This is a genomic window from Vibrio orientalis CIP 102891 = ATCC 33934 (assembly GCF_000176235.1).
Lineage (GTDB): Bacteria > Pseudomonadota > Gammaproteobacteria > Enterobacterales > Vibrionaceae > Vibrio > Vibrio orientalis.
On the sequence record NZ_ACZV01000005.1, the window covers coordinates 171442 to 192383 of the forward strand.

The 20942-nt window shown below is 44.2% G+C and carries 18 protein-coding genes and 1 other RNA gene; 10 read left to right on the top strand and 9 right to left on the bottom strand.

Annotation, left to right across the window (positions count from 1 at the left end; all coding sequences use genetic code 11):
- Window positions 1-205: 205 nt before the first annotated feature.
- Window positions 206-1165 carry an L-threonylcarbamoyladenylate synthase gene (locus tag VIA_RS11330; protein WP_004413132.1) on the bottom strand — a complete coding sequence of 320 codons (960 nt, stop codon included), beginning with the start codon at window positions 1163-1165 and terminating at the stop codon, window positions 206-208.
- A 215-nt stretch (window positions 1166-1380) separates the two neighbouring features.
- On the opposite strand from VIA_RS11330, the gene lhgO reads away from it, so the two are divergent.
- Window positions 1381-2598, top strand: a complete 1218-nt coding sequence (gene lhgO / locus VIA_RS11335; RefSeq protein WP_004413133.1) for an L-2-hydroxyglutarate oxidase — start codon at window positions 1381-1383, stop codon at window positions 2596-2598.
- On the opposite strand, the gene VIA_RS11340 is transcribed toward lhgO, so the two are convergent.
- A complete protein-coding gene (locus VIA_RS11340; RefSeq protein ID WP_004413134.1) occupies window positions 2593-3009 on the bottom strand; it encodes a VOC family protein in 417 nt (138 codons plus the stop codon). The genes lhgO and VIA_RS11340 overlap by 6 nt on opposite strands.
- Before the next feature lie 69 nt (window positions 3010-3078).
- Between VIA_RS11340 and VIA_RS11345 the strand changes: the two genes are divergently transcribed.
- Entirely contained in the window at window positions 3079-3888 is an 810-nt protein-coding gene (locus tag VIA_RS11345) for a M15 family metallopeptidase (RefSeq protein WP_004413135.1), read from the top strand.
- Between the two features lie 165 nt (window positions 3889-4053).
- On the opposite strand, the gene dcm is transcribed toward VIA_RS11345, so the two are convergent.
- Window positions 4054-5808 (bottom strand): DNA (cytosine-5-)-methyltransferase, encoded by a 1755-nt coding sequence (gene dcm / locus VIA_RS11350; protein WP_004413136.1) that lies wholly within the window; start codon window positions 5806-5808, stop codon window positions 4054-4056.
- Window positions 5809-5985: 177 nt separating this feature from the next.
- Between dcm and VIA_RS11355 the strand changes: the two genes are divergently transcribed.
- Complete coding sequence (locus VIA_RS11355; protein WP_004413137.1) at window positions 5986-7188, top strand: type II restriction endonuclease; 1203 nt, start codon at window positions 5986-5988, stop codon at window positions 7186-7188.
- A 106-nt stretch (window positions 7189-7294) separates the two neighbouring features.
- Here VIA_RS11355 and ssrA read toward each other — a convergent pair.
- Window positions 7295-7661, bottom strand: a transfer-messenger RNA (tmRNA) gene (gene ssrA / locus VIA_RS21695).
- Window positions 7662-7727: 66 nt separating this feature from the next.
- Window positions 7728-8213 (bottom strand): SsrA-binding protein SmpB, encoded by a 486-nt coding sequence (smpB, locus tag VIA_RS11360; protein ID WP_004413138.1) that lies wholly within the window; start codon window positions 8211-8213, stop codon window positions 7728-7730.
- Between the two features lie 118 nt (window positions 8214-8331).
- Here smpB and VIA_RS11365 point away from each other — a divergent pair, with 118 nt between their 5' ends.
- On the top strand, window positions 8332-8775 hold the full coding sequence (locus VIA_RS11365; protein WP_004413139.1) for an SRPBCC family protein: 444 nt from the start codon (window positions 8332-8334) through the stop codon (window positions 8773-8775).
- Window positions 8765-9118: an RnfH family protein gene (locus tag VIA_RS11370; RefSeq protein ID WP_004413140.1), complete on the top strand. Its 354-nt coding sequence runs from the start codon at window positions 8765-8767 to the stop codon at window positions 9116-9118. Before VIA_RS11365 ends, VIA_RS11370 begins: the two co-directional genes overlap by 11 nt.
- A gap of 283 nt (window positions 9119-9401) precedes the next feature.
- Here the strand turns inward: VIA_RS11370 and bamE are convergent, their stop codons facing one another.
- Together bamE and recN are read right to left on the bottom strand one after the other, a co-directional pair.
- The gene (gene bamE, locus VIA_RS11375) at window positions 9402-9761 is read right to left on the bottom strand and encodes an outer membrane protein assembly factor BamE (protein WP_004413141.1); all 360 of its coding nucleotides are present in this window, start codon (window positions 9759-9761) and stop codon (window positions 9402-9404) included.
- A 175-nt stretch (window positions 9762-9936) separates the two neighbouring features.
- Entirely contained in the window at window positions 9937-11601 is a 1665-nt protein-coding gene (gene recN / locus VIA_RS11380; protein ID WP_004413142.1) for a DNA repair protein RecN, read from the bottom strand.
- Window positions 11602-12834: 1233 nt separating this feature from the next.
- Between recN and VIA_RS11385 the strand changes: the two genes are divergently transcribed.
- Window positions 12835-13125, top strand: coding sequence for a GIY-YIG nuclease family protein (locus tag VIA_RS11385; protein ID WP_004418637.1), 291 nt, complete (start codon window positions 12835-12837; stop codon window positions 13123-13125).
- 79 nt (window positions 13126-13204) lie between these two features.
- On the opposite strand, the gene nadK is transcribed toward VIA_RS11385, so the two are convergent.
- The gene (gene nadK / locus VIA_RS11390; protein WP_004413143.1) at window positions 13205-14089 is read right to left on the bottom strand and encodes an NAD(+) kinase; all 885 of its coding nucleotides are present in this window, start codon (window positions 14087-14089) and stop codon (window positions 13205-13207) included.
- 144 nt (window positions 14090-14233) lie between these two features.
- On the opposite strand from nadK, the gene grpE reads away from it, so the two are divergent.
- The 4 genes from grpE (at window position 14234) to dnaJ (ending at window position 20401) form a co-directional block, all read left to right on the top strand.
- Window positions 14234-14830, top strand: coding sequence for a nucleotide exchange factor GrpE (gene grpE / locus VIA_RS11395; RefSeq protein WP_004413144.1), 597 nt, complete (start codon window positions 14234-14236; stop codon window positions 14828-14830).
- A 284-nt stretch (window positions 14831-15114) separates the two neighbouring features.
- A complete protein-coding gene (locus VIA_RS11400) occupies window positions 15115-16386 on the top strand; it encodes a dicarboxylate/amino acid:cation symporter (RefSeq protein WP_040896875.1) in 1272 nt (423 codons plus the stop codon).
- A gap of 769 nt (window positions 16387-17155) precedes the next feature.
- Window positions 17156-19069 (top strand): molecular chaperone DnaK, encoded by a 1914-nt coding sequence (dnaK, locus tag VIA_RS11405; protein ID WP_004413146.1) that lies wholly within the window; start codon window positions 17156-17158, stop codon window positions 19067-19069.
- A 186-nt stretch (window positions 19070-19255) separates the two neighbouring features.
- A complete protein-coding gene (gene dnaJ / locus VIA_RS11410; RefSeq protein WP_004413147.1) occupies window positions 19256-20401 on the top strand; it encodes a molecular chaperone DnaJ in 1146 nt (381 codons plus the stop codon).
- 46 nt (window positions 20402-20447) lie between these two features.
- Here dnaJ and VIA_RS22580 read toward each other — a convergent pair whose 3' ends face one another.
- Window positions 20448-20879 (bottom strand): type IV pilin protein, encoded by a 432-nt coding sequence (locus VIA_RS22580; RefSeq protein ID WP_004418635.1) that lies wholly within the window; start codon window positions 20877-20879, stop codon window positions 20448-20450.
- Between the last annotated feature and the right edge of the window lie 63 nt (window positions 20880-20942).

A 20942-nucleotide genomic window follows, 5' to 3' on the forward strand; every position in this document is an offset into this window, starting at 1 on the left:
TTAACTAAATTGCAACAATTTTGCGGGTAGGTTTAGCTAGATAATGAAAAGGTGTGAAGTGGGATCGAAAAATAGCCAGATATCTTGTTTAACTTATTCATTTAAAAAGAAAAAAGATGAACACCTGTTCGCTGAGTCTGATCTGAGTACAGGATTGCTAGTGATGAAAAAGCAAAAAGCCCAGCGTGAACTGGGCTTAGAATGATTACAGCTTAGATTGTGCTCGATTCAATCGGTCATGAACCGCAAACCACGCTTCGCTCACCGGTGGACGCTCGACCCAGATCTCATCACAGCCCCATTTATCGGCTTCATCAAGCGCGCGATAAAGGTCATGCGAGTACTGCGCGACATCTTGTGGCATCAGCTTCGATTTAAAACCGAGTGAGGCTTCGATTGCTGAATAGTGTAAACAAGCGATGTTGTTACCGTTTGCTGATTGAATATCGCTAAGATCAACCAAGCGAACTTTAGTGTTCGGTTGATAATGGCTAGTGACATTCCCCGGTACCGCAACCGCGTGAGCTTTGGGCGCAAGGACTTCTTTACCTAATGTTTCAGATAGTTGTGTAGCGGTCACTGGGCCTGTGCGCAATACGCGAAATGGTCGCTGCGTAAGGTCGATAATGGTCGATTCAAGGCCGTGGACACAATCACCGCCATCAAGTACCGCAGCAATCTTGCCACCTAGCGAGTTCATCACATGCTGAGCGGAAGTTGGGCTGAGCTTCTTATAAGGGTTCGCTGAAGGTGCCGCTACCGCCATACCTGAAGAGAGTAAGGAGGCGAAAACATCGTGCGCTGGCATACGAACACCAATCGTCTCTAAACCACCGGTTACCACTGGCGTTGCTTGTTCAGCTTTATTCAGTAGTAGTGTGACAGGACCCGGCCAGTAAGCGCTGGCGATAGTATAAGCTTCTTGAGGAATATCCGTTGCCCAGTCAGTCAATTGCTCCACACTGCCGATGTGAACGATCAGTGGGTGATTTGCTGGGCGACCTTTGGCAGCGAAGATCTTTTTCACCGCTTCAGGGTTCGAAGCATCGGCTGCAAGGCCATAAACGGTCTCGGTCGGAATCGCAACAAGTTCGCCAGAAGCGAGAATCTCTTTGGCTTGTTCAATATCTTTACTATTGCTTGCTGAAAGGTGTTGCGTCTTCAATGTCTCTTCCTCAAAGAACCGATGGATAAAAATCTGAGCCGGCTATTTTAACCATGTTTCACAAAGTTTCGATGTTTAATTGAACATGAATTGTATCGATTGATAAAATTTCGCTATATAACGACTACTTTCAACTGTTTAGCGGCTAAGAAAGTTACTCTACGTTTGAAAGCTTGCTAACTGATACGCTGAATTGAGCTAAAAAGGACAAGAGATTGAAGCAGACTTACGATTACATTGTTGTTGGCGGCGGGATTGTTGGCGTGTCGACGGCTTGGCAGTTACAGCAACGTCACCCAAATTGCTCGATTTTACTACTTGAGAAAGAGCAGCACTTATCGTCTCATCAAACAGGGCATAACAGTGGTGTGATTCACGCTGGAGTCTATTATGCCCCCGGCAGTTTAAAAGCCGAGTTTTGTAAAGCGGGCGTCGCGGCGACCACCAAGTTTTGTCGTAGGCATACTATACCGGTTGAGAACTGCGGCAAGTTACTCGTTGCGACCACACCTGATGAAGTCGAGTGTATGAAGGCACTATTCAAACGCTGCCAAGACAACGAAATTGACGTTGAACTGATTGATCAGCAAGAGCTAAAACGCAGGGAGCCGAACATCACCGGACTCGGCGCAATTGCAGTCTCTGCAACCAGTATTGTCGATTATCGTAAAGTGACTCAAGCTATGGCGCAGGAGTTTCAACAAGCGGGTGGCGAGATACAGCTAAGTAGCGAAGTGATTGGACTTACAGAGCATTCAGACCGCGTCGAAGTTAAGGTTCAAAGCCAATCTCAGTCAACTGTCTTAAGCGGACGGTTCTTAGTCTCGTGTTCTGGGTTAATGGCCGATCGAATCACGCGAATGATGGGGCTTGAGACCGATTTTCAAATCATCCCTTATCGCGGTGAATACTTCCAACTGCCAGCAAAGCATAACCAAGTGGTGCAACACCTTATCTACCCAATCCCAGACCCAGATTTGCCGTTCTTAGGTGTCCATTTAACCCGCATGATTGATGGCAGCGTGACTGTTGGGCCGAATGCAGTGCAAGGCTTTAAGCGAGAAGGGTATGGGCGATTTAACTTTGATCTTAAAGACACCCTAGAGATGCTGCGTTTCGCGGGTTTTTGGAAGGTCACTGCCAAACACTTTAAGACCGGGTTAGTGGAGTTTAAAAACTCTTGGTCGAAAGCGGGCTATCTCAAGCTGGTTAATAAATACTGCCCGCAGATAGAGGTTGAAGATTTACAGCCGTACCCCGCAGGGATAAGAGCGCAAGCCGTGCTTAAAGATGGCAGCTTAGTACATGACTTTTTGTTTGCTGAAAGCCCGCGTTCTTTGCATGTCTGTAATGCGCCCTCACCGGCCGCCACTTCTGCTATTCCGATTGGTGGTTATATTTGCGATAAGATCGCAGACAAGCAAACGCTATAGTTGGGGTTTTAGTTCGACGATATTGCCTTCAGGATCTTCAATATAGATAGAGCGGCCAAAGCCTTGTGCGCCGTACCTCTCTTCAAAGTCATTAGTGGCAATATTGTGCGCTTCAAGATAACCACGCAGTTGTTGTTCATCAAACGCTGCTGTTTGTAGGCAGAAATGATCGACGTTGCGTCCGTTTTGCTCGGGCGCTTTGCCGCCTAGTTGTCCTAACTCACTCTCTACCGTCACGATATCGATCAATGCATTACCCGCTCTTAGTTGAGTTAGGCCAAGTTCGGGCAGCTCTCTTTCTATTGGGCAAGCAAGAATGTCTTGATAAAAGGTGAGCATTTTCTGTAGCTTAGACGTTCTTAACACGATGTGGTCGATAGCCAGTATTTGGATTGGGCTTTGGCGCGTCATCGTTAAATATCCCATTGGGTTTGATTAAATACAGTATAAGACCTGCTGCATGACGCAGAGGAAATAAAAATGAAGACTTTTACGTTAGGTGTATTACTCGCTCTTTTTGCTGCCAACAGTTATGCAGGCAGTGCGCCAGTGTCCAAATGGCAATGTGACATGATGGTTAAAACGGGCGTTTTGGCTCAAGGTGCCCCAGTTGGGTGCGAGCGATTAATGAAGGTCGATTTCGATTACGTTAACTTCGCCGGCAAAACAGAGCAGGGTAGTATGATTGTTTTGGATGTGGTTGCCCCGTCAGTCGAGCGTATTTTTGCTGAGTTATATCAGCGCAAATTTCCGCTCCACTCTGCGCGACTAATGCGTGAGTTTAAAGGCGACGATAATGCCTCGATGGATGCTAACAACAGCAGCGCTTTTAATGCTCGGCCAATGACAGGTGGTACAAGTTGGTCTAAGCATGCGTATGGCGTGGCGATCGATATTAACCCAGTGCAAAACCCTTTCTTAGCATTTGGTAAGAACGGCACCATTACCGTTAAGCCAACGCAATCTGCAACTCAATACATCAACCGAACTCAGTTTCGTGCTCGCTCTGAGCTAAGCCGAACAGGCATGGCGGAAGAAGTAGTCGATCTATTTGCTCATCACGGATTTCTTATCTGGGGCGGAGATTGGAACACGCCTATCGATACCCAGCACTTTGAAATCGGCTCAAGGAAGTTCGTCAACCAATTAGTCTCTAAACCTAAGCCAGAAGCGACAAAGCTGTTTAACCGTTATATCGAATCATACCGAACGTGCTATGAGCAAAACAAAGCGCAAGGTGCAGAGAAAACTAGGGCTATGTGTGCTTATGAGACGGTGAGGGCTTTTTGATTTAGTTCTAATGCTTTCTTATGGGGACAACATAGACAAAAAGGCGCTAACTCAGAGAGTTAGCGCCTTAAACATCGATTGTATATGGTTAGTTTTCGGTAACATGTTTGGCTCAAAATATTCAGAATTTTGTATGAGGCCAAAATTATCAGTGAAAGCCTTTTCCTAAGCTGTTGCTCTTAAATCGTTTCCAGAATCATCATTAGACGTTGAATTGTCGTGTGTTATTTCGACTTCTACTCTGTCTTCGTTGATGGACTCATCTATTAGTGGACTGATAAGTTCAGCAACAGCTTTGAATACAGGAACAATAACTGAGTTACCAAACTGTTTATAAGCACTTGTATCAGCGCAAACTATATTGAAATCAGTATCTCCATCCTGACGATAACTTAATGGCTTTTCGAAACCCATTAAACGCGCACACTCTCGAGGGGTTAGGCGCCTAGGCGTTTTGTACTCAGGGTCAAACATAGCTGAATCAACGTACCGACCATGTTCCTCATTGTATTTTTCTTGCGAAGATTTAGTGAAGCTCTTAATTTCTGTTGCACTAGCTTCAGGATAAGAGGCTAAGTAGTTTTCGAGTCGATCCGCAACATAATTGTTACGTTCCTTAATTTTGTCGATACATCCTGACTTACATCGTTCAAGGTACTCTGTCTCAAGACCTTTATCGTTAATTAGTATCTCAGACCCATCTTTATGGTATCGAGCGGATAGTGTTCTTGTGACAGTATTTATATTGCTAGGGTCTACTAACCCAAAGCCAAAACCATTTCCCTGAGTTTGATGCTTTAGAGCGTAATTATATAGGTAATTCCACAAGTTAGGTGTTAGGGTGTACTTGCTGCTATCTTCATCTGATAGTTCACACAGAATATCTTTCAATGGAACCCTTTCAGTAGGCTTCTGAATATTATTTAAAGATAGTTTACTTTTATCTATCGTTAAGTCTTTACGTACACCTACTAGTACAACACGCTCACGGTGTTGTGGCAGGAAAGCTGCTCCATCGATGATCACAGGATCTGGCTTTCTTTTTCTTACTATTTCAATAGCTTGTTCTATATCTTCGTGTTCGCCAGATATATCCGAAATCCAATAACCAAGTCGGTCAAGGGTTCGAATAATTACAGCAAATGTATTCCCTTTATCATGGCTTTTTAAGTTCTTAACATTCTCAAGAACAAAGAACTTCGGCTTTCTAGCTTCAATGATTTTTTCGACATCAAAAAATAAGGTTCCTTGGGTCTCACAATCGAATCCATGAGACCTACCTAAAGAATTCTTTTTTGATACGCCGGCTAATGAAAATGGTTGGCAAGGGAAGCCAGCCAGAAGAACATCGTGCTCTGGTATGTGCTTTCGTATGTGATTTAGCTTTTCCTTTTCAGAAACAGAGCTTTCCCCACTGAGAGTGATCTTCGTGATATCCATAAAATCACGATTTTTCATGGGGTTCTCAGTTGATTCATCCAGAAAGTAAGGTAGCTCATCCTTATCAACATAATGATTTGCTAGATATGTACGTCTTGCTTTGTCGTCCCATTCGGAGGTAAAACGACATTTTCCCCCAATGTCTTCAAAACCCCTTCTGAGGCCGCCAATACCTGCAAATAGGTCGATAAATGTGAACTTTTCATTGTCCCAATGTTCAGGTTTATTTGGTAGCAAGTTCCGTTCGATATAGTTACGTTCATTTTCTGTTAGTGACAGAGAGCAACTAGATGGATCTTTTTTCCATAAACTTAGTGATTTTCGGTCGGTTTTAAAACCGAGTTCGTTAAGCTTTATTGCGAGATTCTTCTGATCGTATATCTCGATCAACAACTTCAATAACTGTGAACTTTCTTGTCGGTCTTGGCTATGTAGTTTTTCGTACAGCTCATCACCAAGTTTAATTACTTTATCTACCATTTCTCTGGGTGCTTTGTGGGGTTTTTAATCTCTCAATCAACACATTCTATATTAGACGTGTCGATATATACAGTAGTAATTTGATTATTGTATTGATGAAGGTTTTCTACAAGTATGCGTAGGAGCACTTTTTAGATAAGATTTATGAAGTTACCTGAAATTTAATGTGGGATTTATATGAGTTCATTGAAGCAATGGCTGACATCCAAAGACACAGATAGTTGGACTTTCTACATAAAAAGATTATCGGCAAATGATACTGGAGCGTCTGGTGGCCACCAGGCCGGAATTTATATCCCGAAAGATAACATGGTGGAACTTTTTCCTTCTATAAATCATACGCGTGAAAAGAATCCAGATCATCATCTAACAGCAATAACATCCTCCCATAACTTTCCAACGAAGCAAGTTCGAGCAATTTACTACAATAATAAATTTTTCGATGGGACTCGTAATGAAATGAGAGTGACACAATGGGGTGGGCGTCTCTCACCACTGCAAGATCATGAGAATACTGGAGCGCTATGTGTTTTAGCATTTCATAAGAGTCAGACTGGTTATTGTGATTTGGTCGATGTGTGGGTCTGTAGGAGCATTGATGAAGAAGATGAGCTTGAGGAGTTAACTGGTGAAGTTCTACCCGGACAGTCGATATTCAGTCCAGCAAAGCAAATTCTTTCTGGTTTAGTCGTCCGTTACGATTGGAAGTCTATAGATTATCCTATTCCAATGAAGTGGCATGAGAGTTTTCCGAGTGGGGCTGAGTTAATCAAGTACCTGAGTCAAGTGATTACTTTTAATGAAGAAAATCCAGATAATGCTCTAATGCAAAGAAGAGAAGCGGAATACTCTTTATTTCGAAGGGTGGAAGAGATTCATGTCTTAGATCTCATTAAAAATGGGTTCAGCAGTGTTGATGAGTTTATTTCATTAGCTAATTCAGTCAGCAATCGAAGAAAGTCGAGGTCTGGGAAGTCGTTAGAGCTTCACCTAGAACATATTTTTCTAGAGAATGCTCTTTCGAGTTTTGAAACACAAGCCGTAACGGAAAATAAAAAGAAGCCTGACTTTCTCTTTCCTTCAGGTGAAAGTTATCACGATGAAAACTACCCTAATGAAAAGCTGAGAATGCTTGCGGTAAAAACAACATGTAAGGATCGTTGGCGCCAAGTGTTAAATGAAGCAGATCGAATACAAGTAGTTTATCTTTTTACATTGCAAGAGGGTGTTTCTAAGAATCAATTTAAGGAAATGACAGACTCTAATGTAAAATTGGTCGTACCTTTGAGTCTACATAAAAGTTTCCATAAAGACTTTAGAGGTGAATTGATTAGCCTAGAGAGTTTTATTGAATCAACAAAAGCGCTATATATTGACTAACGATCATCACTAACTAGTGTATCGTTTTAGTACAAGCAGCCAAATAATCGAATTCCAAAATACAAAAAAGGCGCTAACTCAAAGAGTTAGCGCCTTTCCAAACGTTTGGTGGAGCTGGCGGGAGTTGAACCCGCGTCCAAAAACCATTCATCATTGGTACTACATGCTTAGTCGATCTTTAATTTCACCAGTGACCTGCGAACCGACACGCCAGCCAAAGGCTATCCTGAATTAAAATTCGCCGTTCATCTCTCAGGCGGGAGAATCCGGGCTAGCGCGTTTGGGTTTGATCTCTCGTTGGTCCCCGTCTTACGTGCGGAAGCTAGGGCGAGAGAGCTCTGAGCAGGTTATTAAGCTGCTAGTGCGTAGTTTTCGTCGTTTGCGACTATTTTTTTGCGGCTTTTTACGTGGCCAACCGCCCCACGGCATGCACCTCAGACTTCAAAATTCCTGTCGAATCCTAAATCAGCCCCAAGTGTTCTTCGCATAGTACCAGAAAAGCGTAGCCTGTCTATACTTGTGCGTTTAAGTGCTCAAGATTAACGCAATGAGCTCTTCATAACTCGTGCTTTTTCACGAGCCCAATCTTTTTCTTTAAGATCAGTACGTTTGTCGTGCAGCTTTTTACCTTTCGCTACACCAATTTTGATTTTTACCCATGAGCGTGACCAGTACAGTGATAATGCTGCTAATGTCATACCTTCACGGTTGATGCGACCAAGTAGGTTGTCAAGTTCACGACGGCTCATAAGAAGTTTGCGCACGCGCGTTGGGTTAGCAACGACGTGGGTAGATGCTTGATTAAGAGGAGTAATCGTCATACCACTGACAAAAGCTTCACCGTCACGCATGAAAACATAGCTTTCAGCGATATTTGCTTTGCCTTGACGAAGTGACTTAACTTCCCAGCCTTGTAGCTCAAGCCCAGCTTCAATTTCATCATCAATGAAGTATTCGTGGCGAGCTTTCTTATTGAGAGCGATGGTATTGCTACCCGCTTTTTGTTTTGATTTTTTCTTTGCCATAATGGTTGCATTATACGGTTAGGAGCTAAGTTAGGAAATCCCTTTATTTGCGCTGAGTGCAAATAAAAGTAAAATTGCATCATGCTTGAGGTTCGAGCAGATGTTAAGAGGAATCAATATGAAGCAAGTCAGCCGTTCTGCACTGGTGTCATTTAGTGCCGAGCAGATGTTCAATCTAGTGAATGATGTAGCCAGCTACCCAGAGTTTCTGCCGGGTTGCTCAGGTTCGCGTGTGATTGAGTCGAGTGCAGGAGCTATGGTCGCTTCAGTTGATGTAGCAAAAGCAGGGATTAGCAAAACATTTACCACGTCGAATGAGTTGGTTGATTGCGAGGCGATCATCATGAACCTTGTTGATGGGCCGTTTAAAACCCTCAAAGGTGGTTGGTTCTTTACGCCACTCGATGAGCAAGCTTGCAAAGTTGAGCTGAAACTTGAATTTGAGTTTTCAAGCAAGATGATCGAAATGGCATTTGGTAAGGTTTTCAATGAATTGACTAGCAACATGGTCAATGCATTTACTAAGCGTGCAAAACAGGTGTACCCAGTTTATGAGTATTGAGTCTGACATGATTCATGTTGAGGTGGTTTATGCGCTTCCTCAAGAGCAGCGTGTGTTTACGCTAGTGGTCAATAAAGAGATGACGGTAGAAGAGATCATCGCGCAATCAGGCGTGTTAGAGATCTACCCAGAAATTGACTTGAAAGAGAACAAAGTCGGTGTGTTTAGTCGCAATGTTAAATTGAATACGACGGTTAATGATAAAGATCGTATTGAAATTTATCGTCCTCTTTTGGCAGATCCGAAAGAGATTCGTCGTAAACGTGCCGAACAAGCCAAAGCATCCGGTACGGCTGATCCTGTGACAGGCGGCAAGAAAAATCCGTTAAGGAAGGAAGGTTAGGCTAGGAGAGCGAGCTGCGCCCTACGAGATGCGAGAACACTACGTTCCGAGAGTCGAGACTGGGCAGTGCCCTTCGAGAGCAGAGCGACGCTATATACCGTCATTTCCTAGACTGACGAAGGAATGAGCAGGCAATCTCCATAAGCCTTCGACTTGCTTTAAGAGATCCCCAACTCACTCATTCTTCGTTCTTGAGGATGACAGCTTAATTTATTGAAATGAAAAGGGTTGATGCTTACACATCAACCCTTAATTTTTTCTCGATTAGATAATATTTTTTCGATCAGTTAATACTTTCGAAAAAATCAGAGCTTGGTGGGAAGTCTCCGGTAATATCAACCAACTGGCCGTTACCATTGAAGTTGACGATCAGATTCTTCTGGATCGAGTCGCTATGGCCTTCTGTATGATGGTAAATGTAGTACCACGTATCTGGGTAGCCATTTTCGACCAGCATCGGTGAGCCCATTACATAACGAACCTGTTCTTTGGTCATGCCAAACTTCAACTGCTCTACTGCAGATTGCTCAACATAGTTACCTTGGTTGATATCAATGCGATATACCAGCTTTTCTAGTAGGGAGCAGCCTGTCAACATTGTCATTGCGAGTGGTACTGCGATAAGCCACTTTTTCAATTGCATACTTAAATTCTTGTAACTGATAAATTCTTAAACTCAGCCGATAATAAACAAGCTAGGCGCTAAAGTAAAAAGCTGAACGTGTTTTGAATTGTTTCAGACCATGATTTTTGAGTTTGGTTGCAAAGTCGAGTCAAAATTCTTAAACAAAAGGAACTTTGACTCGATGTGGTGATGATTATGCAGCGATCAGAAGTTCTTTGGCATTGGCCAATGTTGAGTCGGTGATTTGGCTACCGCCGAGTAAGCGGGCTAACTCGGATACACGTTGCTCGTTATCTAGGCGGCGCATTTGAGTTTCGGTTTTGCCAGCTTTAGTTTGTTTCGCGACGAAGAGTTGTTGGTGACCACAGCCTGCAACTTGCGGTAAGTGGGTCACACACATGACTTGCGTTGATTCACCCAGCTTACGTAGCATTTTACCGACGACTGCGGCTGTTGGGCCACTGATGCCCACATCCACCTCATCAAAGATAAGGCTTGGCGTATCGACTTTTTGCGCGGTGATCACTTGTATTGCAAGAGATATACGCGACAGCTCACCACCTGACGCCACCTTCGCAATTGGCTGCATTGGTTGACCTGGGTTGGTTGAAACCACAAAGCACACGGAGTCCATCCCCACTGGTGAAGGGTGCGTACCTTCATTGTTCACTTCAATACTAAACTGAGCTTTTTCCATACTCAGTTCATGCATACTTGCAGTGATTAGCTTGTTGAGCTCTTTAGCGTAACGCTGGCGAGACTTATGCAGTTTCTCTGCCGCGGTTAAGAAGCTTTGGTATTTTGCCTCAACTTCCTGTTCTAGCTCTTCAAGTTTTTCATCTGAGCAATCGAGCGCTTCAATCTGGCTCAGCAAATCTTGATGGTGCTGGTACAGCTCGTCAGGCATAACATGATGCTTTCTGGCCATCGACATTACCTTAGAGAAACGTTCTTCGACATACGCCATGCGTGCAGGGTCAACATCGATATTATCAAGGTAATTACGCAGCTCACTGTTGGCTTCTTCAAGCTGAATAATCGCTTCTGCCACCATGTTCGGAAGCTCTGCGAGTTTTTCATCGAGCTCTGCCAACTGAATTAGGGAGTGATTGGCTGTTTGCAAAATACCAAGCGCGTTAACTTCTTCACCTTCGTAAATAAGTTCGATCGCTTGTTGGCAGGTAGAGGCAAGCTCGCCACTGTTGGATAGGCGTTTATGTTCTTGTTCGAGTTCTTCATATTCGTCCTCTCCAAGTGATAGCTCGTTTAGCTCTTTGATTTGGTATTCAAGAAGCTGTTTTTGCGCTAAGTTTGCCGCGCTGTTTTCTTTTAGCTGCTTGAGATTGTTATCTGCCTGTCGCCATGACTGGTAAGCATTACGAGTGCTTTTAAGCAGATTAGAATGCCCGGCGTATTGGTCGAGCATTGCCATCTGGTATTCGCTTTTCATCAATTGATGATGCGCATGTTGACCGTGGATATTGATCAGTAGCTGCCCTAAAGATTTAAGCTGAGAAAGGGGGACAGGGCTGCCATTGATGAATGCGCGAGAGCGACCTTCTTTGCTGATGATGCGGCGCAAAATACAGTCGCTACCATCGAGTAGATCGTTGTCTTCTAGCCAGCGAGTGGCATTAATATTGTTGTCGAGAGAGAAAGCGGCACTGACTTCGGTTTTCTCTTCTCCTTGGCGCACCATGCTGGCTTCCGCTCGCCCGCCTAAACATAAACCAAGAGCGTCTATGGCGATGGATTTACCCGCGCCAGTTTCACCCGTGATGGTTGTCATTCCTTTGGATAGCTCTAGCTGTAGAGACTTAACAATTGCAAAATTATTAACACTTAGATGAGCCAGCATTTTGTTGTACCTGTTTAAATGAACAATACTGTATATAAGCTCAGTATATACTGTTTCTTTATACAGTAAAGTGACAGGTGAAAATTTTTGTGAAGAGGATCTAAACCTTGTTTGATGAAAGTATTGTCATTCCATAGAGCGACGAAGGAGCGAGTAGGGAATCAATTATCGTTTTCGACTCGCTTTGAGAGATCCCCAACTCGTTCGTACCTCACTCTTGAGGATGACGCTGTTTGTTTTGGTGTAGTGGCGGTGAATTTGAAGTGTCATTCCATAGAGCGACGGAGGAGTGAGTAGGGAACCTCTTATCGTTTTCGACTCGCTTTGAGAGATCCCCAACTCGGTCGTACCTCACTCTTGAGGATGACGCTGTTTGTTTTGGTGTAGTGGCGGTGAATTTGAAGTGTCATTCCATAGAGCGACGGAGGAGTGAGTAGGGAACCTCTTATCGTTTTCGACTCGCTTTGAGAGCTCCGTAACTCGGTCGTACCTCACTTTTGAGGGTGACGTTGTTTGTTTTGGTGTAGTGGCGGTGAATTTGAAGTGTCATTCCATAGAGCGACGTAGGAGCGAGTAGGGAATCAATTATCGTTTTCGACTCGCTTTGAGAGATCCCCAACTCGTTCGTACCTCACTCTTGAGGATGACGCTGTTTGTTTTGGTGTAGTGGCGGTGAATTAGAGGTGTCATTCCATAGAGCGACGGAGGAGCGAGTAGGGAATCTCTTATCGTTTTCGACTTGCTTTGAGAGATCCCCAACTCGTTCGTACCTCACTCTTGAGGATGACGTTGTTCATCTTGTTGTAGTGGCGGTGAATTAGAAGTGCCATTCCATAGAGCGACGAAGGAGCGAGTAGGGAACCTCTTATCGTTTTCGACTCGCTTTGAGAGCTCCGCAACTCGGTCGTACCTCACTTTTGAGGGTGACGTTGTTTGTCATGGTGTAGTGGCGGTGCATTAGAAGTGTCATTCCATAGAGCGATGAAGGAGCGAGTAGGGAATCAATTATCGTTTTCGACTCGCTTTGAGAGATCCCCAACTCGTTCGTACCTCACTCTTGAGGATGACGTTGTTTGTCATGGTGTAGTGGCGGTGCATTAGAAGTGTCATTCCATAGAGCGATGAAGGAGAGAGTAGGGAATCTCCAAAGGGTTGGCATCTTAGTTCTTTTTTCAAACTTATTCGTCAGACATCCCATCTATCATTGGTATTGCCTATGTTGAGGTGGAAGGAATGGAAGTGAAACAACCTGCGGTATACATATTGGCCAACGAATCAGGTAGCTGTTTGTACATTGGTGTGACGAGCAATTTAAAAGCGCGGATATGGCAGCACAAAAATAGCAGTGTTGATGGATTTAGTAAGCGGTATAACATCGACCGTTTGGTCTACTATGAACTTTATCTTGATATCACAGACGCCATCAAGAGAGAGAAACAAATGAAAAAATGGAAGCGAGAATGGAAAGATAATTTAATTGCGGAAACGAATCGGAGTTGGGCCGACCTATACGACACTCTTTGAGAGATTCCTGACTCTGTCGTTCCTCCATCTCAGGAATGACAGGACAACTGAGCTCATCCTGTCATTATTCATTGAGTACTTAAAACAGCTTACTCGACCAGCCGAGCTTGTTACGCAGTACGTGATAGTAGCTGTAATCTTTCGGGTGGATAAGCTTGAGGACATTCGGGCTTTGGTAAATATGCACTTCATCACCCGGTGATACTGGTAAAGAGACTTGTCCGTCACAGCCCACTTCTTGCGTGCCGCGGTTATCTGGCGAAACAATCAGTTTAATATGACGTTTGCTATCTACCACTAGCGGGCGACTTGATAAAGTGTGCGGGAACATCGGCACCAGTGAAATCGCATTGAGGCTCGGGGACAAAATAGGGCCGCCACCCGATAACGAGTAAGCGGTAGAGCCAGTTGGCGTCGAAACAATCAAACCATCAGCACGCAGTGAAAACGCGAAGCTATCATCGATATAAACTTCGAACTCAATCATATGAGCGACTTGCCCTGGGTGCAAAACCGCTTCATTCAATGCTGCGTTATGGCTTTTTACTTGCCCGTGGCGATGCACTTCAGCTTCAAGCAAAAAACGCTCTTCTTCAAAAAACTCGCCTTCTAACACTTTCTTTAATGACGTTTGGAAGTCTTCTGGATTGAGGTCGGTGAGGAAGCCAAGGTTGCCGCGGTTGACCCCGATTACTGAAATATCAAAGCGAGAAAGAACGCGAGCTGCGCCCAACATATTACCGTCACCGCCAACGACGATAGCGAGATCGGCACTGCGGCCCAGTTGAATGAGACTGGCAAAGTCATCTTGTGGAATATCATCTAAGATTTCGCTTAGGCGGTCGTCGATATAGACCTTATAACCTTCCGATCTCAGCCAAGTATATAGCTCTCGATGAGTCGCAATAGCTTGCTGATCTCTTGGTTTTCCAATGATGGCGATCACTTGAAAAGGTTTTTTCATAGGTTTTACGTACCAATTAGGCTTGAATCGTCAATCTTCATCCCCATAATAATGGCAAGTTAGCTATTTATGCGAATTTTTGTGTATCTCAATACGATAAACGTGATGTGTTGAGTACCAATAGATGTGAATTCTGGAGATATCATGAGCAACGAAGAAAACAAAGTTACTGAAGCTGAGCTTGATCAAATCATCGAAGAAGCAGAGAAAGTGGAAGCAGCGGCTCAAGAAGCGGAAGCTGAGCTTGAAGAAGCTGGTGATGAGAAAGACGTAAAGATTGCTCAATTGGAAGCGGCTCTTTTATCAAGTGAAGCAAAAATCAAAGATCAGCAAGACGGTGTTCTACGTGCTAAGGCAGAAGTAGAAAACATGCGTCGTCGTACTGAATCAGAGATCGATAAAGCGCGTAAGTATGCTCTGAACAAGTTTTCGGAAGAGCTACTACCGGTTATTGATAACCTAGAGCGCGCTATTCAAGCGGCAGACACTGAGAATGAAGCAGTAAAACCACTGCTTGAAGGTGTTGAACTGACATACAAAACGTTTGTTGATACGGTTTCTAAGTTTGGTTTGAAAGAGATTAACCCTGAAGGTGAAACATTCAACCCTGAACTGCACCAAGCAATGTCAATTCAAGAAAGCCCTGATCACGAACCAAACACTGTGATGTTCGTTATGCAGAAAGGCTATGAGCTGAACGGTCGCGTTATTCGCCCGGCGATGGTAATGGTATCTAAATAATTCTACTTAGATCTAATTTTTGAAAAGAGAGTCCTGCGGGGCTCTCTTTTTTTTTGTGTGCTAGAAGAGGTAAATACTCGAAATATAAATGATTGATGTAGGGAATAATTTCGCTACATAAGTTTAATATAAAATTTATTTCCAATGAGAAAGTTGTAACACTATCGTAAACAAAGTCTTTATTTTGTAACCTTTGTGTGTATTATGTGCGAACTCTGCCGAATAAACTGGCGGAATAAACTATAAAACCATAAATAATAAACACAACATTCTGGAGATGAATGATGGATAAATCGCTTTCAAGCAAGATATTTGTAGGCTTGTTTGCTGGTCTTCTGATCGGTACCGCAATTCAGTACTTGTTCAGTGGGATCGCTATCTTCGATACATACCTGTTAGGTGCTGCGGAAGGCGCTGGTGGTATGTTTGTATCTTTGATTAAACTGCTAGTTGTTCCTTTAGTCTACGTATCTATCGTATGTGGCATCGTAGATCTGAAAGACATCACTGCATTTGGTCGCCTTGGTGGTAAAACCTTTGCTCTATACATTATTAACACCATCATCGCGATTACCGCTGCCCTAACTGTTGGTCTTATCTTCCAACCAGGTGCAGACGCAAACCTAGCGGGTACGATTTCAGAAACGGTTAAGCTAACGACAACTGAAACACCTGATATCTTCTCATTGGTAGTGAACATCGTACCAAGCAACCCTGTACAGGCGTTTGCGAACGGTGACATGCTGCAAATCATCTTTATGGCAATCTTGACAGGTCTTGCTATTCAAGCACTTGATTCACGTGGCGGTCCAGCTATCCGTACTTTCAAGATGGCTAACGAAATCATGATGAAGCTTGTTGGTCTAGTGATGAGCCTCGCGCCATTTGGTGTATTCGCGCTGATGATTCAACTAGGTGCAACTCTTGACGCTAACACGCTAATGTCTGTTGCAGGCTACGTAGCGCTGGTTGTTTCAATGCTAGTGTTCTGGATTTTTTTCTTCTACCCAATGGCGGTAGGTGTTGCGACAGGTACTTCTCCAAAGACGTTCCTACGTGCAACGCGTGAGCAGATCCTATTCTCTCTATCAACAGCAAGCTCGAACGCGACTATCCCTGTAACAATGCGTACTCTGACAGAGAAGCTAAAAGTATCTAAGTCAGTGGCAGGCTTTGGTGTACCACTAGGTGCAACAATGAACATGTCTGGTGTATCTATCTACATCGCATTAGCAACTATCTTCGTAGCGAACGCATTTGGTCAGCCGATCAACACGGCAGATGTATTCACTCTAGGTCTAACAATCCTTCTGCTATCAATTGGCGCAGGTGGTGTACCAGGTGGTGGTGTGGTAATGGTTGGTGTTCTACTTCACCAACTAGGTCTTCCACCAGAAGGTCTTGCAATCATCGCAGCGGTAGACCGTATCAACGATATGTTCTGTACTTCTTCTAACGTAGTTGGTGACACAGCGGTAAACACTATCGTTGCTAAGTCTGAAGGCGAAATTGGTAAAGAAGAAGTGGAAGTAGCAGCGAAGCCAGTAGAAGCTTAATCTTCAACGTTCCCAAATATTAAAAGCGGACCCTCGGGTTCGCTTTTTGTTTTTCTACTGTGGATATGAGCACTGACGATGCAATTATTGTCATTCTATAGAGCGAAGAATGAGCGAGTAGGGAATCTCTAAAGGTTAGTCATATTGCTGTTTGAGATCCCCAACTCGTTCGTGCCTCACTCTTGAGGATGACGTTTAAATTTAACCTAAGTCTCCTACGGCTGAAGTAGCGAGTCTTGAACTGGCGTAGTAAAGGGTCATTCCATAGAGCGAAGAATGAGCGAGTAGGGAATCTCTAAAGGTTAGTTATTTTGCTGTTTGAGATCCCCAACTCGTTCGTGCCTCACTCTTGAGGATGACGTTTAAATTTAACCTAAGTCTCCTACGGCTGAAGTAGCGAGTCTTGAACTGGCTTAGTAAAGGGTCATTCCATAGAGCGAAGAATGAGTGAGTAGGGAATCTCTAAAAGTTAATTATTTTGCTGTTTGAGATCCCCAACTCGTTCGTCCCTCACTCTTGAGGATGACAGATAACTTCGAGAGTGAGGTTGAAATGCATCTAAGTGAAATTTAGTCGCATTTCCCGACAATCTTTTTTCATTTTTTTTCAATCTTTCCCTTGAAAAGCCATTTGCCGCCCTTATCTATGTGGCATACGAGAAGCAAACATCCATATTTTTGTTTGTGAGCAAGGGTTGAAACCCGATTCTCCATCCCCCACATAGGGGATATAGCAAAACGAAAATAGAAAATTATTCGGAGATAGCCTGATGGGTAAAATCATTGGTATTGATTTAGGTACTACTAACTCATGTGTTGCTGTACTAGACGGCGACAAACCACGCGTAATCGAAAACGCAGAAGGTGAGCGTACAACGGCATCTGTTGTTGCATACACAGACGGTGAAACGCTAGTAGGCCAACCAGCTAAACGTCAAGCGGTTACAAACCCAACAAATACGCTATTTGCAATTAAGCGTCTTATTGGTCGTCGCTTTGAAGACGAAGAAGTTCAGCGCGATATCGAAATCATGCCTTACAAAATCGTTAAGGCTGACAACGGTGACGCTTGGGTAGAAGCACAAGGCCAAAAAATGGCAGCTCCTCAAGTTTCAGCTGAAATCTTGAAGAAAATGAAGAAAACAGCTGAAGACTTCCTAGGTGAGGAAGTAACTGGCGCTGTTGTTACTGTACCTGCTTACTTCAACGATGCTCAGCGTCAAGCAACTAAAGATGCTGGCCGTATCGCAGGTCTAGATGTTAAACGTATCATCAACGAACCAACGGCTGCTGCTCTAGCATACGGCCTAGACAAGCAAGGTGGCGATCGCACTATCGCTGTATACGACCTTGGTGGTGGTACATTCGATATTTCAATCATCGAAATCGATGAAGTTGAAGGCGAAAAGACGTTCGAAGTACTAGCAACTAACGGTGATACTCACCTTGGTGGTGAAGATTTCGATAACCGCATGATCAACTACCTAGTAGAAGAGTTTAAGAAAGAGCAAGGCATCGATCTTAAGACTGATCCACTAGCAATGCAGCGTGTTAAAGAAGCAGCAGAAAAAGCGAAAATCGAGCTTTCTTCTACTTCACAAACTGACGTAAACCTACCTTACGTTACTGCGGATGCAACTGGTCCTAAGCACATGAACGTTAAAGTGACTCGTGCGAAACTAGAATCTCTAGTTGAAGACCTAGTTCAACGTTCTCTTGAGCCACTAAAAGTTGCTCTAGCTGACGCTGACCTATCTGTAGGCGACATCACTGACGTTATCCTAGTAGGTGGTCAGACTCGTATGCCTATGGTTCAAGCTAAAGTTGCTGAGTTCTTCGGTAAAGAAGCTCGCCGTGACGTGAACCCTGATGAAGCAGTAGCAATGGGTGCTGCAGTTCAAGGTGGTGTACTAGCTGGTGACGTTAAAGACGTACTTCTACTAGACGTTACTCCTCTATCTTTCGGTATCGAAACGATGGGCGGCGTAATGACTAAGCTAATCGAGAAGAACACAACTATCCCTACTAAAGCGGATCAAGTGTTCTCTACAGCTGAAGACAACCAGAGCGCGGTAACTATCCACGTACTACAAGGTGAGCGTAAGCAAGCGACTTACAACAAGTCTCTTGGTCAGTTCAACCTAGAAGGTATTCAGCCAGCACCACGTGGTATGCCACAAATCGAAGTAACTTTCGACCTAGATGCTGACGGTATCCTAAACGTATCTGCGAAAGATAAAGCGACTGGTAAAGAACAGAAGATCACTATCCAAGCTTCTGGCGGTCTATCAGACGAAGAAATCGAAAAAATGGTACAAGAAGCAGAAGCTAACAAAGAAGCGGACAAGAAGTTCGAAGAGTTAGTAACTGCACGTAACCAAGCTGACCAAATGATTCACGGTACTCGTAAGCAAATCGAAGAAGCGGGCGAAGCTCTTCCTGCTGACGAGAAAGAGAAGATTGAAGCAGCTATCTCTGAGCTAGAAGAAGCTCGTAAGGGTGAAGACAAAGAAGCGATCGACGCTAAAGTTCAAGCTCTTATGGCAGCAGCTCAGAAGCTAATGGAAATCGCTCAGCAGCAAGCTCAAGCACAACAAGCAGGCGCGGAAGCAGGTGAACAGCCTAAGCAAGACGACGATGTTGTTGACGCTGAATTCGAAGAAGTAAAAGAAGACAAGAAGTAATTCTTGAATCTGATTTAACTTAAATTATGATGCGGGCGTTTGGGGAAACTCATACGCCCGTATGTTTGTAATTAACTGTCCTTCCAGATAAGCACTTTTGTTTAAAGCCTTTATCTAGAATGATACAAACACCAAGCGGTGGTCGACTAACCCACTGTTTGCAGTACTACATTGGTGACGAAGAACATGTCAAAACGTGATTTTTACGAAGTATTAGGCGTAAGCCGCGATGCATCAGAGCGCGATATTAAGAAAGCGTACAAGCGCTTAGCGATGAAATTCCACCCAGACCGCAATCAGGGTGATGACAGCGCTGCAGAAAAGTTTAAAGAAGTAAAAGTAGCGTACGAAATTCTTACTGACGCTCAGAAACGTGCAGCTTACGACCAGTACGGCCACGCAGCCTTTGAACAAGGTGGCATGGGCGGCGGTGGCGGCTTCGGTGGCGGCGGTGCTGACTTCGGCGATATCTTCGGTGATGTATTCGGTGATATTTTTGGTGGTGGTCGCCGTGGTGGCGGTGGTCATCGTGCACAGCGTGGTGCTGACCTACGTTACAATATGGAACTGACGCTAGAAGAAGCAGTTCGTGGTGTTTCTAAAGAAATTGAAGTACCGACACTGGTTGAGTGTGAGATATGTGACGGTAGCGGCGCAGAGAAAGGCTCTTCAGCAGAGACTTGTGGCACCTGTCATGGCCACGGCCAAGTGCAAATGCGTCAAGGTTTCTTCGCCGTTCAGCAAACGTGTCCAACGTGTCACGGTAAAGGTAAGATCATTAAGAACCCATGTAAGTCATGTCATGGGCAAGGTCGTAAACAGAAAACCAAAACACTTAACGTTAAGATCCCAGCAGGCGTGGATACTGGCGACCGCATTCGTCTATCTGGCGAAGGTGAAGCAGGTGAACATGGCGCACCAGCAGGCGATCTATATGTACAAGTACATGTAAAAGATCACCACATCTTTGAGCGTGACGGCAACAACCTTTATTGCGAAGTGCCAGTGAGCTTTGCAATGGCTGCGCTTGGTGGTGAAGTTGAAGTTCCTACGCTTGATGGCCGAGTAAACCTGAAGGTACCTTCAGAGACTCAAACAAGCCGTATGTTCCGCATGCGCGGCAAAGGCGTGAAGGGTGTTCGCGGCGGCGGTATTGGTGACCTAATCGTTAAGCTAGTCGTTGAGACGCCAGTTAACTTGAGTTCACGTCAGAAAGAACTACTGAAAGAGTTTGAAGAGTCTTGTGGCGGTGAAGCGGCGACTAAGCATAAGCCAAAATCTGAAGGTTTCTTTAACGGTGTTAAGAAATTCTTTGATGACCTAACCAGCTAATTGGTTATTAGATTTGATTGAAAAGCCTGCCACTGTGCAGGCTTTTTTATTGCCAGCAATTATTTGGAGTATGCAGGCCGATGCTATTGAGCGTCAGTTTGCTATAGCTACTTCCCTTACATTTGTCACCGGTTTGGCTCCCTTTTGCGGTGGCCGTAATGGTATAGCTTGTTAACGCAGATGAGACAGAGAGCTCGAATTGTCTCTGGTCTCGCGTACAAAAATGACACACGCCTCCCGGTAGAACCGCTTGTGCAGCAGAGGCATAGCTACCGTTATAGTTTCTTTCTAGTTCAAGTTGTATTTTTGCTAAGTCGCCCAATACGGTTATCCGATGTGCTTTTAGTAAGTGGCGTTGGTAGCTTGGGTAGGCGATGCTTGCCAAGATTGCGATAATGGCCACAACTAACATTAGTTCGATCAGAGTCATTCCTCTTACTTTTTTGTTACGCAATTTACAGTTATTTTCTCGAATCATTCCCAACGCTTCCTTTTGATTTTCCGCCTATTTTTGTTAGCTGATAGCATATATTCAAGACGG